This is a genomic window from Streptomyces fulvorobeus (assembly GCF_013167895.1).
GTDB lineage: Bacteria > Actinomycetota > Actinomycetes > Streptomycetales > Streptomycetaceae > Streptomyces > Streptomyces fulvorobeus.
This window is the reverse complement of record NZ_BLWC01000001.1, coordinates 4,195,726-4,210,752: the sequence shown is the minus strand read 5'-3', so window position 1 is coordinate 4,210,752 and position 15,027 is coordinate 4,195,726. Positions and strand designations below refer to the sequence as shown.

Below are 15,027 nucleotides of genomic sequence, written 5' to 3'. Positions count from 1 at the left end.
TGACTACGTTCCGCGACCTCGGAATCCTTCCCGAGACGGCCGAAGCCCTTGAGGCGGTCGGCATCATGTCCCCCTTCCCCATCCAGGAGATGACGCTCCCCGTAGCGCTCTCCGGCTCCGACGTCATCGGCCAGGCCAAGACCGGCACCGGCAAGACGCTCGGCTTCGGTCTCCCGCTCCTCGAGCGCGTCACCGTCCCCGCCGACGTCGAGGCCGGGCGTGCCGCGCCCGAGAAGCTGACCGACGCTCCGCAGGCCCTGATCGTCGTACCGACCCGTGAGCTGTGCCAGCAGGTCACCAACGACCTGCTCACCGCCGGCAAGGTCCGCAACGTCCGCGTGCTCGCGATCTACGGCGGCCGTGCCTACGAGCCGCAGGTCGAGGCCCTCAAGAAGGGCGTCGATGTGATCGTCGGCACCCCGGGGCGCCTCCTGGACCTGGCGGGCCAGCGCAAGCTCGACCTGTCGCACATCCGCGTGCTCGTCCTCGACGAGGCCGACGAGATGCTCGACCTGGGCTTCCTGCCCGACGTCGAGCGCATCATCACGATGCTGCCGCCCAAGCGCCAGACGATGCTGTTCTCGGCGACCATGCCGGGCGCCGTCATCAGCCTCGCGCGGCGTTACATGTCGCAGCCGACACACATCAACGCCACCTCGCCCGACGACGAGGGCACCACGGTCAAGAACACCGCGCAGTACGTCTACCGCGCGCACAACATGGACAAGCCGGAGCTGCTCTCCCGCATCCTCCAGGCCGAGGGCCGCGGTCTCGCGATGGTCTTCTGCCGCACCAAGCGCACGGCGGCCGACATCGCCGAGCAGCTGGCGAAGCGCGGTTTCGCCTCCGGCGCGGTCCACGGCGACCTCGGCCAGGGCGCCCGCGAGCAGGCGCTGCGCGCCTTCCGCAACGGCAAGGTGGACGTCCTCGTCTGCACCGACGTCGCCGCGCGCGGTATCGACGTCGAGGGTGTCACCCACGTCGTGAACTACCAGTCGCCCGAGGACGAGAAGACCTACCTCCACCGCATCGGCCGCACCGGCCGCGCGGGGCCAAGGGCATCGCGATCACCCTGGTGGACTGGGACGACATCCCCCGCTGGCAGCTGATCAACAAGGCGCTCGACCTGAAGTTCCCGGACCCGGTCGAGACGTACTCCACCTCTCCGCACCTCTACGAGGAGCTCAGCATCCCGGCCGGCACCAAGGGTGTCCTGCCGCGTGCCGAGCGGACCCGCGCGGGTCTGCGGGCGGAGGAGCTGGAGGACCTGGGCGAGACCGGTGGCCGCGGCCGCAAGTCCGCCGCACCGGCCCCCGCGCCCGTCCGTGAGGAGCGCCCGGCGCGCACGCCGCGCCAGCGTCGCCGTACCCGCGGTGGCGGCACTCTGGAGGAGAGCGCCGCCACGGTGCCCGCCCCGGCCGCCGAGACCGTCGTCGAGCCGGTCGAGGCCGACCCGGCGGAGCCGCGTACGCCGCGCCGCCGCCGTCGTGCCCGTGCCGGCGCCCCCGAGGGGGCAGTGGAGTCAGTGGCCGCGGAGACGGTCGCCGCCCAGGCAGCGGTCGCCGTGGCCGAGCCGGCGCCGGTCGCCGTCGAGGACGTGGCGGAGCCCGTGGCCGAGGAGAAGCCGCGCCGCCGCCGCGCCCCCCGTACGGCCGCCGCCGAGCCGGTGGCCGAAACGGTCGCCGAGACCGTCACGGAGACCCCCGCGCCCAGGAAGCGGGCCACCAGGAGCAGGGTCAAGGCGGAGGCGGCGGTCGACTTCCAGACCGCGGCCGACGAGGTCGCCGAGCCGGTGACCAAGCCGCGCCGCCGCACCCGGGTGGTCAAGCCCGCGGCCGACGAGGTCGACTTCCAGATCGCCCCGCCGTCCGAGCCGGTGACGGAGACGCGTCGCAGGACCCGTCCCGCCGCCGGGCCGAAGACGGAAGCGGTCGCCGACGCTCCGGCGGCCGAGGCGGAGACCAAGCCGCGCCGTCGCCGTCCGCGTGCCGCGGCCGGACAGACGGAGACCGTCGAGGCGGCCGCGTCCGCCGTGGCCGACGCCGGGTCCGAGGCCCCCGCGAAGCCGCGTCGCCGCCGGGCCCGCGCGGCGACGGCCACGACCGAGAGCTGATCCCACCGCACACCGAAGGGGCCGGGCACTCCGCACCACGCGGAGTACCCGGCCCCTTCGGTGTGCGTGCCGGGACGCGCACGCCGACCGGCGATAGCCTCGTTCCCATGAGCCGGCCACCCACGTTCACCCCGCCCCCATGCGCCCGCGCCCGCACGCTGCGCACCGCGCGCGGGGACTTCGCCGTGCTGGACGCCCTGCCGCCTGACGGGACGCGCTCCACCGCACTCCTGCTGCCCGGGTACACCGGCAGCAAGGAGGACTTCATCGCGCTGCTGGAGCCGCTCGCCGATGCCGGGTTCCGCGTGGTCTCCGTGGACGGCCGGGGGCAGTTCGAGACGGAGGGAGGGGACCGTCCGGAGGATTACGCGCAGGGCGAGCTGGCGCGTGACGTGCTGGCGCTGGCCGAGGCGCTCGGGGCCGGTCAGTCCCCTGTCCACCTGCTGGGCCATTCGCTCGGGGGCCAGGTCGCCCGCGCAGCCGTACTGCTGGACGCCTCCCCCTTCCGCTCGCTGACCCTCATGTCGTCGGGGCCCGCCGAGGTCGCTCCCGGCCAGCGGGACCGGATCAAGATGCTCGGCGACGCGCTGCGCACGCTGAGCATGGCCCAGGTGTGGGAGGCCATGCGGGTCCTCGACCCGCCCCAGGACGCCGACATCGGTGACGGCGAGGACCTGCGCCGCCGCTGGCTGCGCCACAGCCCCGCGCAGCTCGTCGCCACCGGCGCCCAGCTGTCGGCCGAACCGGACCGGGTGGCGGAGCTCGCCGCCGTGCCGCTCCCCGTCCACGTGGTGTCGGGCGAGAGCGACGACGTCTGGCCCGTGGAGCTGCTCGACGACATGGCCCGGCGGCTCGGCGCCCGGCGCACCACCGTCATCGGCGCCGAGCACTCCCCCAACACCGCGCGGCCCGTGGAGACGGCGGCGGCGCTGGTCTCGTTCTGGGACAGCCACTGACCCACGGTGACGAGCGGCCGTCCGGCGCCCCCCCATGGGCGGGAGCGCCGGACGGCCGCCCCGCTCAGTACTGCGACTGCAGGTGATGCCAGAAGCCGTCGCGCAGCGCCCGCCGCAGAGGGGCGTGGCCCCGCAGGGAGTGCTGGAGCAGCCGCTCGGCCTCCACCAGCAGGTCCTGGTCGACGGAGCCCGGCAGATAGGGGTGCCCTGGCAGCAGGTCGGCCAGGGACTCCCGGCCCCGGGCGGAGAGCCAGGTGGCGGCGATCTGAGCGCCCACGAAGCGGACGCTCTCCCGCGAGGGCGCCGGGGTGTCGTCCTCGTACGTGGTGACCGAGCGCCGGGTGACGTAGGGGCGGCAGAAGTCGAGGTCGAAGGTGCGCGTGCTGTCGGCCTCCCACATCAGGGGCTCGGCCTGGTTGCGCCCCTCCCCCGCCTCGATGCCCCAGAGGTGGACGCGCGTCCCGTACCCCTGCGCCGCCTCGACCGCCGACACCAGGTCCTCGTCCCCGCCGACGAGCGCCGCGTCACTGATGGCGCGGTGCCTCGCGAGCGATTCGAGATCGGTCCGGATGAGGGAGTCGACGCCCTTCTGCTGGTTGTTGGCGTTGAGGTTGCCCAGCCTGACCTTGACGTCGGGGAGTTCCGCGATGGACTGCTGCTCGACGGTGTGGATGCGGCGCCTGGCCCCGTCGTACCAGTACACGCGCAGCAGCCGGCTGTCCGCGAAGATCGTCCGCGCCTTGTCGATGAACGCCTCGATCATCCCTTCCGCGTCGAGGTCGAAGTTGCGGCGGTCCTCCGTGCCGGTGACGAGCAGTCCGGCGGCGGCGTACACATAGCCCGCGTCCACCGAAGATCGCGTGGGTCGAGGGGGTCTTCGATACTTCCGCGAGCACGCGCGCCAGCAGCGCGTTGGTGCGCTCCAGATGTTCGCGGATCTCGTTCTGCTCCTGCGTCGGCGCGTCCGCCCCGTTCATACGGACCTCGTCGGGTGCGCGGCTGCCGCCTGGTAGTTAGACATCCAAAAAATTTCCTTAGCGTAGGGAATGTTCGCAGAGAGCAAGCCGTTGTACACCCTGTGGAGCGCGGGTAGCGATACCTTGTGCTCCATATCCTCGCGGACGGGTCACCCCGTCCTGACAGCAGTTCTCCAGCAGGAGGATCAGACGAAGGGAAGCCATATGCGCTTCGAGATCATGCGACTCGACGATGTCGACGGTACCGCCGTGGACAGCACCGTCGTGGACGCCGCCTCCGTCAACCGGATGGTGCAGCAGGCCGCAGCTCTGGGCCAGCGCATCTACATCCGGCCGGCCGACAGCTCGGCTTCGTAACGCCTGACACAGCATTGCGCCGCTAAAGACGAAGCGCCCCCGGACGGAAGGACCGTCCGGGGGCGCTGTGGTGTCCGGGGTCAGGCGTTCTGGATCACCTGGGTGACGCCGTTGATGATCTGCTGGACGGCGATGGCCGAGAGCATCATCCCAGCGAGCCTGGTCACGAGCACCACGCCGCCGTCCCTGATGACACGGATGATCAGCAGCGAATAGCGCATCGCGAGCCAGAGCACGACGTGCATGGCGACGATGGCGGCCCAGACCGAGAGCTGGCCGGCCGCGCCGTCGGCGTTCTGCACCGCGAGGATCACCGAGACGATCGCACCGGGGCCCGCGAGCAGCGGCATGCCCAGCGGTACGAGCGCCACGTTGACGTCCTTGGTCTGCGTGGGCTCGTCGGTCTTGCCGGTGAGCAGGTCCAGCGCGATGAGCAGCAGGAGGAGTCCGCCCGCGATCATCAGCGCGGGGACGGAGACGTGGAGGTAGTCGAGGATCTGCTGACCGAGCAGGCCGAAGACGGCGATCACGCCGAAGGCGACCGCGACGGCCTGCAACGCCATCCGGCGCTGGACCTTGGCGGGCCGCCCTGCCGTGAGAGCCAGGAAGATGGGGGTGATTCCGGGTGGGTCCATGATCACGAAAAGCGTGAGGAAGAGGGAGCCGAAGACAGCGACGTCGAACACAGTGAGCCTTGCGAGTGGGGAGCGGGCCGAACGGGAAGGGCGCGGCCCGGCGGCAGGGACGAGGGCAGCCGTACGCGGCCGTGGCGGCCGGGCGCGCGCAGGTGTGGCGGGACGGTGTGGGATACGGCGCGGGCGCCGCGCCGGCCCCGGCTACGGGCGGCGGGGTCCGCCGGCGCCCGGCACCGGGAAGGCTCCCGTCGCACGCCGGGTGATCTCGCCGTAGATCTCGGGGTCGGTGGTGTACTCACCGAGCCGCACACTCTTGCGGCTGCCGTGGTAGTCGCTGGACCCGGTGGTCAGCAGCCCCAGGTCGCCGGCGAGCCCGCGCAGCCGGGCCCTGGTGGGCGCGTCGTGGTCCAGGTGGTCGACCTCGACGCCGTCGAGCCCGGCCGCGGCGAGCAGCGCGATCGACTCCTCGGGCACCACCGCGCCGCGCTTCACGGCGAGCGGATGGGCGAAGACGGTGACGCCGCCCGCGGCCTTGACCAGCCGGATCGCGTCGAAGGGGTCGAGCTCGTGCTTCTCGGCGTACGCGCGGCCGCCGTTCGCGAGCCACTCGGGCGTGAAGGCGTCGGAGACGGTCTCGACGACGCCGAGGTCGACGAGCGCGGTGGCGATGTGCGGACGGCCGACCGAGCCGTCCCCGGCGATCGCCGCGACCTGCTCCCAGGTGACGGGGACGCCGAGCTCCTGGAGCCCGCGCACCATGGCCTGGGCGCGCGGCACCCGGTCGTCCCGTACCAGCTCGCGCTCACGGGACAGCTCGGGCTCGTGGGGGTCGAAGAGGTACGCCAGCATGTGCAGGCTCACCCCGTCGATACGGCAGGAGAGCTCGGCGCCGGTGACGAGGGTGAGGCCGTCCGGCAGGGCCGCGACCGCTTCGGCGTGGCCCGCGACGGTGTCGTGGTCGGTGAGCGCGACGACGTCGAGACCCGCGGCGGCGGCGTTGGCCACCAGCTCGGCGGGGGTGTCCGTGCCGTCCGAAGCGGTGGAGTGGGTGTGCAGGTCGATGCGCACGACGCTCGCTCCAGTGCTCGCGGCCGGACAGGGGGACGCTCAAGGATAACCGGCGCGCGCACTTCCCCCGGTCGGCCGTCCGGCCCCTCAGGGCGGGGTGAGCAGCCGGGGGGTGAGTGCGCCGCACGGCACGAGGTCCACTTCGGCCCCGGCGTCACGCAGGTCGGTGAGGACCAGATCGTCGTACATCAGGAGCCCGGAACGCTCGGGCCAGACGACCGCCCAGAGCCACAGCCCGCACGCCTCACCGGCGAAGACGGCCCGGTCCTGCGGTGCGCCCCTGACGTGCCAGAGGGGTGTCGGGTGTCCCGCGGCGAGCACCTTGGCGTCGGGGGCCCCTTCGAGGCAGAGCCCCGGGCCGGGGTCGGGGCCGTCCAGGCCGGCGTACCGCGCGCCCAGGCCGACGCCGAGCTCCTCGGCGACGAGCAGCAGCTCGCAGAGGCCGCCGAGCGGTCCGGGGCCCGAGCAGGCGACGGCGGTGGCGCGTCCGCCGCCGCGGTCGTCCCCGGCGGAGGCCACGCCCGTGAACAGCCAGCCAACCGGCAGCGGCCAGGGCATCCACACCGGGACCTTCGCCCGGTCCACCGCGACGCCGAGCGACTCGACGCCGGGCGGGATCACCGGCTGCATCGGGTGCACCTGGCCGTGCACGGGGCACTGCCAGGCGTCGGAGAAGAGACCGGGCGCCCTGACCCGGCCACCGCACTTCGGGCAACTGGGTTCGCCCCTCATAGCCTCCAACGGTCCTCCCCGGTGGTCGCCACGTCAAGGACGATCACCCGTCCGCAGCGTGGCTCCGGCCGGGGGAACCAGCTGTGGCGCACACGGGTCAGGCGCTCAGCCGTCCGTGACGCCCTGGTCGAGCGCCACGGACGTACGCAGCGGATCGCGCAGGTCCGTCCCCTGCGAGAGCCACCGCTCCTGGAGCTCCTGCGCACCCCTGACCCGTTTCCAGGCGGCCTCGTTGTGCGTCATCGGCAGGAGCGGCAGGAAGCGCACCGGGTCCATCGGCGCGTCCAGCTCCAGGTCCTCGACGAGCCCGCCGGGCCCGGCGACCAGGACGGAGCTGAAGGGTGCCCCGGGCCACAGCGGCTGCCCCAGGTCGAGTGAGGCGCCCGGTGCCACGATCACCCCCTCGACCTGCGGGGAGGCCGCCAGCACCGCCAGCGGGCGCAGCACCTGGTCGGTGTCGGCGAGCCCCGCCCGTACCGACAGGACCAGTTCGGCGCGCGGCCCCTTCACCGGGTCGGCGAGGGGCGAGGTGGGGTCGGCCATCGGCTGCCCGGACATGCCGAGCGTGGCGTAGCGCACCACGTCGCCGTCGATGAAGCGGAGCACCTCGATACGGTCCGTACCGAGGAAGGTCACGTCGGCGCGCGCGTCCGGTTCGCCCAGGGCCGTCCGCAGCCGGGCCTCGACCAACGCGAGAATTTCTTCCATGACGCGAGCATAGGACGGGTCAGGAACGGGCAAAGTAGGGGATTGACCACGGGGCGGCTGGTAGCCTGGCCGCCAGCCGGGACAGCGCGCGGAAGCGTTGCTCTCCCAGTCCCGGCACACGTCGTCCCTCACGGGGGACCGGCCGGAGGAGGTGGGGACTGCCATGGATCCAAGTCGACCGTGCAGTACCAGCCGCTCTTCCGCCCGACGCCTCATCTCTGCCGCCTGAAGCCTGCACGGTCCAGGCCGACGGTAGTTCGCGCGACGGAAGAGCCCCTCGTTTTTGCCTGTCTGTAGCGAACGCCGTCATCGCGCTGCCGCGGTGCCGCCCGCTTTGCGGACGTAGTGACACGTCCCCATTCCGGGCTGTTCCACGTGCCCGCCGACGGCCCTCCGTGAAGGAGTCAGCCATGTCGATGATCCGTGACCTGCGCGCCGCCGTGCGCCCGTCCCTGCGCAAGAGCAACACCCCGTACAACAGCTACGACACGACCCGCGACCCGTCCGCCTCCAGCGCGGTCGTCGACTGCGCGGTCTACCGCGACGGCCGGCGCCAGGCGGCGGCCGGCTGCCAGACGCCGCACGAGGCGATGCTGCGGGTACGGGAGTCGGGCGGCTTCGCCTGGATCGGCCTGCACGAGCCGACCGCGGAGGAGTTCGCGGGTATCGCCCGGGAGTTCGGCCTCCACCCGCTGGCCGTGGAGGACGCGGTCCACGCCCACCAGCGGCCCAAGCTGGAGCGGTACGACGACACGCTGTTCACCGTCTTCAAGACCATCCACTACGTGGAGCACGCGGAGCTGACCGCGACCAGCGAGGTCGTCGAGACCGGCGAGGTCATGTGCTTCACCGGCCGGGACTTCGTCATCACCGTCCGGCACGGCGGCCAGGGTTCGCTGCGCGCCCTGCGCCACCGCCTCCAGGACGACCCCGAGCTGCTGGCCAAGGGCCCTTCCGCCGTCCTGCACTCCATCGCGGACCACGTCGTGGACGGGTACATCGCGGTGGCGGAGGCGGTGCAGGACGACATCGACGAGGTGGAGATCGGGGTCTTCTCCACCCCGGCCAAGGGCAGCCCGCGCGGTTCGGACGCGGGCCGGATCTACCAGCTGAAGCGTGAGGTGCTGGAGTTCAAGCGGGCCGTGTCCCCCCTGCTGCGCCCGATGCAGCTGCTGAGCGAGCGGCCCATGCGGCTGATCGACCCGGACATCCAGAAGTACTTCCGCGACGTGGCCGACCACCTGGCCCGGGTGCACGAGGAGGTCATCGGCTTCGACGAGCTGCTCAACTCCATCCTCCAGGCCAACCTCGCGCAGGCGACCGTCACGCAGAACGAGGACATGCGCAAGATCACGTCCTGGGCGGCCATCGTCGCCGTACCGACGATGATCTGCGGGGTGTACGGCATGAACTTCGACCACATGCCGGAGCTCCAGTGGACCTACGGCTACCCGATGGTGATGGGCGTCATCGGCGTCGTCTGCTTCTCCATCCACCGCACGCTCAAGCGCAACGGCTGGCTCTAATAGAGTGCGCGCCATGACTGCTGCTGACGTGCTGCTGAGCCGGGCCCTCGTCGAGGAGGCCACCAAGAAGTCCGGGCTGATCTGGGTCCGGGGCACCGGCCACGCACGGGCCCTGTGGCACGTCTGGCACGAGGGCGCCGCCTACCTCGTCGGCGACGGCCCCGGCGAGCAGCCGTTCCCGGACGGCCTCACGGACGGGGCGGTGGCCGAGGTCACCGTGCGCAGCAAGGACAAGGGCGGGCGGCTCGTCGTCTGGACGGCGGCGGTGACCGAGCCGCCGCCCCGCTCCGAGGAGTGGGCGGCCGCGGTCGCCGAGCTCAGGGGCAAGCGGCTGAACGCGCCGGACGCCGAGCAGATGACCGAACGCTGGGCGCGCGGGTGCCGCGTGCTGCGGCTGGAGCCCGGCGAGTCCCGGACCGAGCTGCCCGACTCCTCGCTGGCGGCGGTTCCGCTGCCCACCGGGGCGACGACCCGCGCGGCCGTGCCCGCCGCGCTCCCCCGGCTGCTGCTCAAGCGCCGCCGCAAGAGCTGACGGGCCCGCCCTCAGCTGGAGGACTCGGGGAGCTGGCCCCCGTAGTCGACCGTCTCGTCCTCGGACGGCGGCTCCAGGGTGAAGGGCCTCCCCCAGTCGGCGAGCGTGACCGTGCCCCCGCCTCCGCCGCGCGCGACGCGTACGGGATACGGGGTGCCCTTCAGCGAGACGTCGAGCGCGCCGCCCTCACCCTTTCCGCCCATGATCCGCACGGTGGGCACCCCGGCGACCTTGGTCCGGTCGCCCTTGTTGACCTTGCCCTGGAGGGTGAGCAGGCCGTCGAGCAGGATCTTCTTGTCCGTGAACCCGCGCAGCTGCCGGTACGTGGGGTCGCCCTGGGGAACCTTCACGTACTTGCCCTGGAGCTTGTCGGCGGCCGCCTGGTCGCTCTCCTCGCCCTCGCCGTCCGTCTCCGGGTTCCAGAAACCGGCGTCGGCCTTGAGGAACAGCTCGTCGCCGACGCGCAGCAGCTCGAAGGTGTTCTCCCTCGACGTGACCGAACCCGTACCGCCCTGCGCGTTGAGCTGCATGTCGAGCCGGTACGTGCCGCCCTTGCTGACCAGGGTCCCGGCGAGCCGCACCGCGTCCGCGGCGTCGGCGGCCGCTCTGGTCTTCTTGTCGATACCCGCCGCGTCGAGTCTGCCGACTCCGTTGGTCCCTTTGTCCGGGTCCTCTCCGGCGCACGCCGTGAGGGCCGCGGTCAGCCCCGCACAGAGCACCACGGCGAGGGCGGCCCGGCGACGGGCCCGGACGGCCGGGGCGAAAGAGGTCACGGGCGCACTGCCTCTCATCTGCGTGACGGGGGTGGCAGACGGCAGCGTACCCGTGCCGACCACGCCTCTTCGCAGAGAGCCGTACGGACGGGCCGCCGGGGCGCCGCGGAGCAGTACCGGCTAGCCTGATCCCGGCATAACGGCGTATTCGTATCACAGTCTGAGGAGGCGCACGGGATGGTGGCAGGCGCCCCCAGGATCTTCGTCTCACACCTGTCCGGTGTGCCCGTCTTCGACCCCAATGGTGACCCTGTCGGCCGGGTCCGCGACCTGGTGGCGATGTTGCGGGTCGGCGGGCGGCCGCCGAGGCTGCTCGGAATGGTCGTCGAGTTGACGAGCCGCCGGCGGATCTTCCTGCCGATGACCCGGGTGACGGGCGTCGAGTCCGGTCAGGTCATCACCACCGGAGTGGTCAACATGCGGCGCTTCGAGCAGCGCCCCACCGAACGCCTGGTCCTCGGCGAGTTCCTCGACCGCCGGGTCAGGCTGGTGGAGACCGGCGAGGAGGTGACCATCCTGGACGTCTCGATCCAGCAGCTCCCGGCCCGTCGCGACTGGGAGATCGACAAGTACTTCGTACGCAAGGGGCGCGGCGGCGCGCTGCGGCGCAAGGGCGAGACGCTGACCGTCGAGTGGTCGGCGGTCAGCGGCTTCTCGCTGGACGAGCACGGGCAGGGCGCCGAGAGCCTGGTGGCCACGTTCGAGCGGCTGCGGCCCACCGACGTGGCCAACGCGCTGCACCACCTGTCGCCCAAGCGCCGCGCCGAGGTCGCCGCCGCACTCGACGACGACCGGCTCGCGGACGTCCTGGAGGAACTCCCCGAGGACGACCAGGTGGAGATCATCGGAAAGCTGAAGGAGGAGCGGGCCGCCGACGTCCTGGAGGCCATGGACCCCGACGACGCGGCCGACCTGCTCTCCGAGCTGCCCGAGGAGGACAAGGAGAGGCTGCTGGCGCTGATGCGGCCGGACGACGCGGCGGACGTGCGGCGCCTGATGGCGTACGAGGAGCGGACGGCGGGCGGTCTGATGACGACCGAGCCGATCGTGCTGCGGCCGGACGCCACGGTCGCCGACGCGCTCGCCCGGGTCAGGCAGGCGGACCTGTCCCCCGCGCTGGCCGCGCAGGTGTACGTCTGCCGGCCGCCGGACGAGACCCCGACCGGCAAGTACCTCGGCACGGTCCACTTCCAGCGGCTGCTGCGCGACCCGCCCTTCACCCTGGTCGGCTCGATCGTCGACAGCGACCTCGTACCGCTGCCTCCGGACACCCCGCTGTCCTCGGTGACCAGCTATCTGGCCGCGTACAACATGGTCTCCGTGCCGGTCGTGGACGCGAGCGGGTCCCTGCTGGGGGCGGTGACCGTCGACGACGTGCTCGACCACCTGCTGCCCGACGACTGGCGCGAGACCGAGCTGCACGGCGAGGAGGGGATCACGCGTGGCCGGTGAGGAGCGCGAGCGCCCGAGGGCGGGTTCCACGGGCGCCTCCGGCCTCGTACGTCCGCCGCGGCCGCGGCTCGACCAGCCGAGGGCCCCGCGGCGCCGGCTGCTGCCTGACTACGACCCCGAGGCGTTCGGCCGGTTCTCCGAGCGGATCGCCCGCTTCCTGGGCACCGGGCGGTTCATCGTCTGGATGACGCTGATCATCATCCTCTGGGTGGTGTGGAACATCTTCGCGCCGAAGGCACTGCGGTTCGACGAGTACCCGTTCATCTTCCTGACCCTGATGCTCTCGCTCCAGGCGTCGTACGCGGCCCCGCTGATCCTGCTCGCGCAGAACCGGCAGGACGACCGCGACCGGGTCACCCACGAACAGGACCGCACGCAGAACGAGCGCTCCATCGCCGACACCGAGTACCTCACCCGGGAGATCGCCGCGCTCCGGATGGGCCTCGGCGAGGTCGCCACGCGGGACTGGATCAGGTCGGAGCTCCAGGACATGGTGAGGGACATGGAGGACCGCCAGGTGCTCTCGCGGATGGAGAGTGACGAAGGCGACCGTTGACGGGTTACCCGGGCGTAGGGCCATGCGCCGTAACATCGTCGGTATGGCTACGGAAGACGCGGTGCGTGAAGCACTGGCGACAGTGAACGACCCGGAGATCCACCGTCCGATCACCGAACTCGGCATGGTGAAGTCCATCGAGATCGACGCGGACGGTGTAGTCGCTGTCACGGTGTATCTCACGGTCTCCGGCTGTCCGATGCGCGAGACCATCACCAACAACGTGACCGAGGCGGTGGCGCGCGTCGAAGGCGTGTCCCGCGTCGAGGTCACACTCGACGTCATGAGCGACGAACAGCGCAAGGAGCTCGCGAGTTCGCTGCGCGGCGGCACGGCGGAGCGCGAGGTGCCGTTCGCCCAGCCCGGCTCCCTGACCCGGGTCTACGCGGTGGCGTCCGGCAAGGGCGGCGTGGGGAAGTCCTCGGTGACGGTCAACCTCGCGGCGGCGATGGCCGCCGACGGGCTCAAGGTCGGCGTCGTGGACGCGGACATCTACGGGCACAGCGTGCCGCGCATGCTCGGCGTGGACGGCAAGCCCACCCAGGTCGAGAACATGATCATGCCGCCGTCGGCGCACGGCGTGAAGGTCATCTCCATCGGCATGTTCACCCCGGGCAACGCCCCGGTGGTCTGGCGCGGACCGATGCTCCACCGCGCGCTCCAGCAGTTCCTCGCCGATGTGTACTGGGGCGACCTGGACGTCCTGCTCCTCGACCTGCCGCCGGGCACCGGGGACATCGCGATCTCCGTGGCCCAGCTCGTGCCGAACGCCGAGATCCTCGTGGTCACCACCCCGCAGCAGGCCGCGGCCGAGGTCGCCGAGCGGGCCGGCTCCATCGCCGTGCAGACCCACCAGAAGATCGTCGGTGTCGTCGAGAACATGTCGGGCATGCCGTGCCCGCACTGCGACGAGATGGTCGACGTCTTCGGTTCGGGCGGCGGCCGGCGGGTCGCCGAGGGGCTGACGAAGACCATCGGCGCCGAGGTGCCGGTGCTCGGCTCCATCCCGATCGACGTACGGCTGCGCGAGGGCGGCGACGAGGGCAAGCCCGTCGTGCTGTCCGACCCGGACTCACCCGCCGGAGCCGCGCTGCGCTCCATCGCCCAGAAGCTGGGAGGCCGTCAGCGCGGCCTGTCGGGCATGTCGCTGGGGATCACCCCGCGCAACAAGTTCTGAGCACGCACGCGCGAGGGCTGCCCTCCGGCGAGGGCAGCCCTCAGCGGGTGTCAGCTGTACGACGCGATGTCGACGATCACCGAGAACCCCAGCCCGTAGGCGCTCATTCCGCGCCCGTACGCCCCGATGTGGACGCCGTTGTGCGCCGAGCCTGCCAGCACCCAGCCGAACTCGGACTCGCGGTAGTGGAACTCCACCGGCACACCGTCCACCGGGAGCGACAGCGTCGACCAGGGCGCGCCCGCCAGGTCGTCGGCGAGCGCGAAGGCGGTCTCGGTCTGCTGGTCCAGCCAGTCGTCGCGCAGGGTGTGGTCGAGCTGCGGCGGCCAGGTGTACGAGAGCAGGCCCGACCCGGCGAGCCAGGCCGCCGAGGAGACCGTGGTGGCGTCCAGGACGCCCGTACCGTCACCGCTGCCGCGCACCGGGCTCGCGGCCACGGTCACGACGACGGCGAAACGCTCCTTCTCGAGGGCCGCGTCCGAGCGCACCGTCGGCTCGTCGCCGTGCCCCGTGGAACCGTGCTGCACCGTGCCGTCCGCCGCGGTGCCGACCTGCATCAGCCAGCGCGCGCCCGAGAACGCCTCGTCCAGCCCGTACCAGGGGAATGGCGCCTTGAGATAGCCGTCGACCGTACGCCGGGCCGTCGGCACCCCCTCTGCGGTGACTGTGCTGGGCGCACCATCCGCCCCTACCCGACTCGTCGTCTCCATCTGCCCGGCCGCCTCCTCGATCTGTCAAGATCCGGAGCGGTCCGCCCCTTCACGGGGTGAACATCCACGCAACCGGACAGATGGAGAATAGCCATACCGTCCGGGCGAGCCGGGATTGGCGGGCCCCCTAGCCTGTCGCCGGGTCAGAAAGCGGGCCGTGGTATGCCCTTCGGCGTAACCCGGCTATGCCCTTCGGCACCCTTGGGTGTAAGGCCCCGCCGCCCCGGCCCCGCCTGAGGAGCGCGCCTCCGCAGCGCGGCTCAGGTGGCGTCGGCGTCGAAGGGAGGACGCTCGTCCTTCGCGGCGGGCTGCCCGGACTTCTTCAGCAGGTCGGGGGCGGCCGCGGTGTCGGCCGTGCCCTTCGGCGAACCCGGCGAACCGTTCACCGGGCCGGCCGGCGACACGCTCTCGCGGCCGTTCACCGCGTCGGTGACCTCGGCCATCTCCTTGCGCAGGTCGAAGCTCTCGCGGATCTCCTTCAGCCCCAGCTCGTCGTCGCCGTCCATCAGCTGCTTGCGGACGAACGTCTTGGGGTTGAGGTCCTCGAACTCGAAGTCCTTGAACTGCGGGCCGAGCTCGGAGCGGATGTCTTCCTTCGCGCTGTCCGAGAACTCACGGATCTTGCGGATGGTACGGGTGACGTCCTGGATGACCTTCGGCAGCTTGTCGGGGCCGAAGACCAGTACGGCGAGAACCACGAGCGTCAGCAGCTCAAGTGCGCCTATGTCATTGAACACCTTGTTGCTCCTCGTGTT

Annotated in this window: 14 protein-coding genes and 2 pseudogenes; 8 read left to right on the top strand and 8 right to left on the bottom strand. The window is 71.8% G+C overall.

The window, feature by feature from the left end:
• Window positions 1-89: 89 nt before the first annotated feature.
• Together Sfulv_RS19175 and Sfulv_RS19170 are read left to right on the top strand one after the other, a co-directional pair.
• A pseudogene (locus Sfulv_RS19175) lies at window positions 90-2,113 on the top strand (DEAD/DEAH box helicase).
• A gap of 107 nt (window positions 2,114-2,220) precedes the next feature.
• Window positions 2,221-3,069 carry an alpha/beta fold hydrolase gene (locus Sfulv_RS19170; RefSeq protein WP_173315712.1) on the top strand — a complete coding sequence of 283 codons (849 nt, stop codon included), beginning with the start codon at window positions 2,221-2,223 and terminating at the stop codon, window positions 3,067-3,069.
• Between the two features lie 64 nt (window positions 3,070-3,133).
• Here the strand turns inward: Sfulv_RS19170 and Sfulv_RS19165 are convergent.
• A pseudogene (locus Sfulv_RS19165) lies at window positions 3,134-4,046 on the bottom strand (NYN domain-containing protein).
• A 204-nt stretch (window positions 4,047-4,250) separates the two neighbouring features.
• On the opposite strand from Sfulv_RS19165, the gene Sfulv_RS19160 reads away from it, so the two are divergent.
• Entirely contained in the window at window positions 4,251-4,403 is a 153-nt protein-coding gene (locus tag Sfulv_RS19160; protein WP_173315710.1) for a DUF8834 family protein, read from the top strand.
• An 80-nt stretch (window positions 4,404-4,483) separates the two neighbouring features.
• Here the strand turns inward: Sfulv_RS19160 and Sfulv_RS19155 are convergent, their stop codons facing one another.
• The 4 genes from Sfulv_RS19155 to Sfulv_RS19140 all read right to left on the bottom strand — a co-directional run bounded on the left by Sfulv_RS19155 (window position 4,484) and on the right by Sfulv_RS19140 (window position 7,546).
• A complete protein-coding gene (locus Sfulv_RS19155; RefSeq protein ID WP_173315708.1) occupies window positions 4,484-5,089 on the bottom strand; it encodes a MarC family protein in 606 nt (201 codons plus the stop codon).
• 150 nt (window positions 5,090-5,239) lie between these two features.
• Entirely contained in the window at window positions 5,240-6,106 is an 867-nt protein-coding gene (locus tag Sfulv_RS19150; protein WP_173315706.1) for a PHP domain-containing protein, read from the bottom strand.
• A gap of 87 nt (window positions 6,107-6,193) precedes the next feature.
• A complete protein-coding gene (locus Sfulv_RS19145; RefSeq protein WP_173315704.1) occupies window positions 6,194-6,838 on the bottom strand; it encodes a DUF6758 family protein in 645 nt (214 codons plus the stop codon).
• Between the two features lie 105 nt (window positions 6,839-6,943).
• Window positions 6,944-7,546 carry a suppressor of fused domain protein gene (locus Sfulv_RS19140; RefSeq protein ID WP_173315702.1) on the bottom strand — a complete coding sequence of 201 codons (603 nt, stop codon included), beginning with the start codon at window positions 7,544-7,546 and terminating at the stop codon, window positions 6,944-6,946.
• Window positions 7,547-7,956: 410 nt separating this feature from the next.
• On the opposite strand from Sfulv_RS19140, the gene Sfulv_RS19135 reads away from it, so the two are divergent.
• Together Sfulv_RS19135 and Sfulv_RS19130 are read left to right on the top strand one after the other, a co-directional pair.
• Window positions 7,957-9,072, top strand: a complete 1,116-nt coding sequence (locus tag Sfulv_RS19135; RefSeq protein ID WP_173315701.1) for a magnesium and cobalt transport protein CorA — start codon at window positions 7,957-7,959, stop codon at window positions 9,070-9,072.
• A 13-nt stretch (window positions 9,073-9,085) separates the two neighbouring features.
• Entirely contained in the window at window positions 9,086-9,604 is a 519-nt protein-coding gene (locus tag Sfulv_RS19130) for a hypothetical protein (RefSeq protein ID WP_173315699.1), read from the top strand.
• 11 nt (window positions 9,605-9,615) lie between these two features.
• Here the strand turns inward: Sfulv_RS19130 and Sfulv_RS19125 are convergent, their stop codons facing one another.
• Window positions 9,616-10,377, bottom strand: a complete 762-nt coding sequence (locus tag Sfulv_RS19125; RefSeq protein WP_173315697.1) for a hypothetical protein — start codon at window positions 10,375-10,377, stop codon at window positions 9,616-9,618.
• Between the two features lie 177 nt (window positions 10,378-10,554).
• Here Sfulv_RS19125 and Sfulv_RS19120 point away from each other — a divergent pair, with 177 nt between their 5' ends.
• Genes Sfulv_RS19120 through Sfulv_RS19110 form a run of 3 tightly spaced genes read left to right on the top strand, consistent with a single transcriptional unit; the run spans window position 10,555 to window position 13,562 of the window.
• Entirely contained in the window at window positions 10,555-11,829 is a 1,275-nt protein-coding gene (locus Sfulv_RS19120) for a magnesium transporter MgtE N-terminal domain-containing protein (protein ID WP_173315695.1), read from the top strand.
• Complete coding sequence (locus Sfulv_RS19115; protein WP_173315694.1) at window positions 11,819-12,385, top strand: DUF1003 domain-containing protein; 567 nt, start codon at window positions 11,819-11,821, stop codon at window positions 12,383-12,385. Before Sfulv_RS19120 ends, Sfulv_RS19115 begins: the two co-directional genes overlap by 11 nt.
• Window positions 12,386-12,428: 43 nt before the next feature.
• On the top strand, window positions 12,429-13,562 hold the full coding sequence (locus Sfulv_RS19110) for an Mrp/NBP35 family ATP-binding protein (protein ID WP_173315692.1): 1,134 nt from the start codon (window positions 12,429-12,431) through the stop codon (window positions 13,560-13,562).
• 50 nt (window positions 13,563-13,612) lie between these two features.
• Here the strand turns inward: Sfulv_RS19110 and Sfulv_RS19105 are convergent, their stop codons facing one another.
• Together Sfulv_RS19105 and Sfulv_RS19100 are read right to left on the bottom strand one after the other, a co-directional pair.
• Window positions 13,613-14,272 (bottom strand): hypothetical protein, encoded by a 660-nt coding sequence (locus tag Sfulv_RS19105; RefSeq protein ID WP_173315690.1) that lies wholly within the window; start codon window positions 14,270-14,272, stop codon window positions 13,613-13,615.
• Window positions 14,273-14,532: 260 nt separating this feature from the next.
• Window positions 14,533-15,009, bottom strand: coding sequence for a sec-independent translocase (locus Sfulv_RS19100; RefSeq protein ID WP_173315688.1), 477 nt, complete (start codon window positions 15,007-15,009; stop codon window positions 14,533-14,535).
• Window positions 15,010-15,027: the final 18 nt, after the last annotated feature.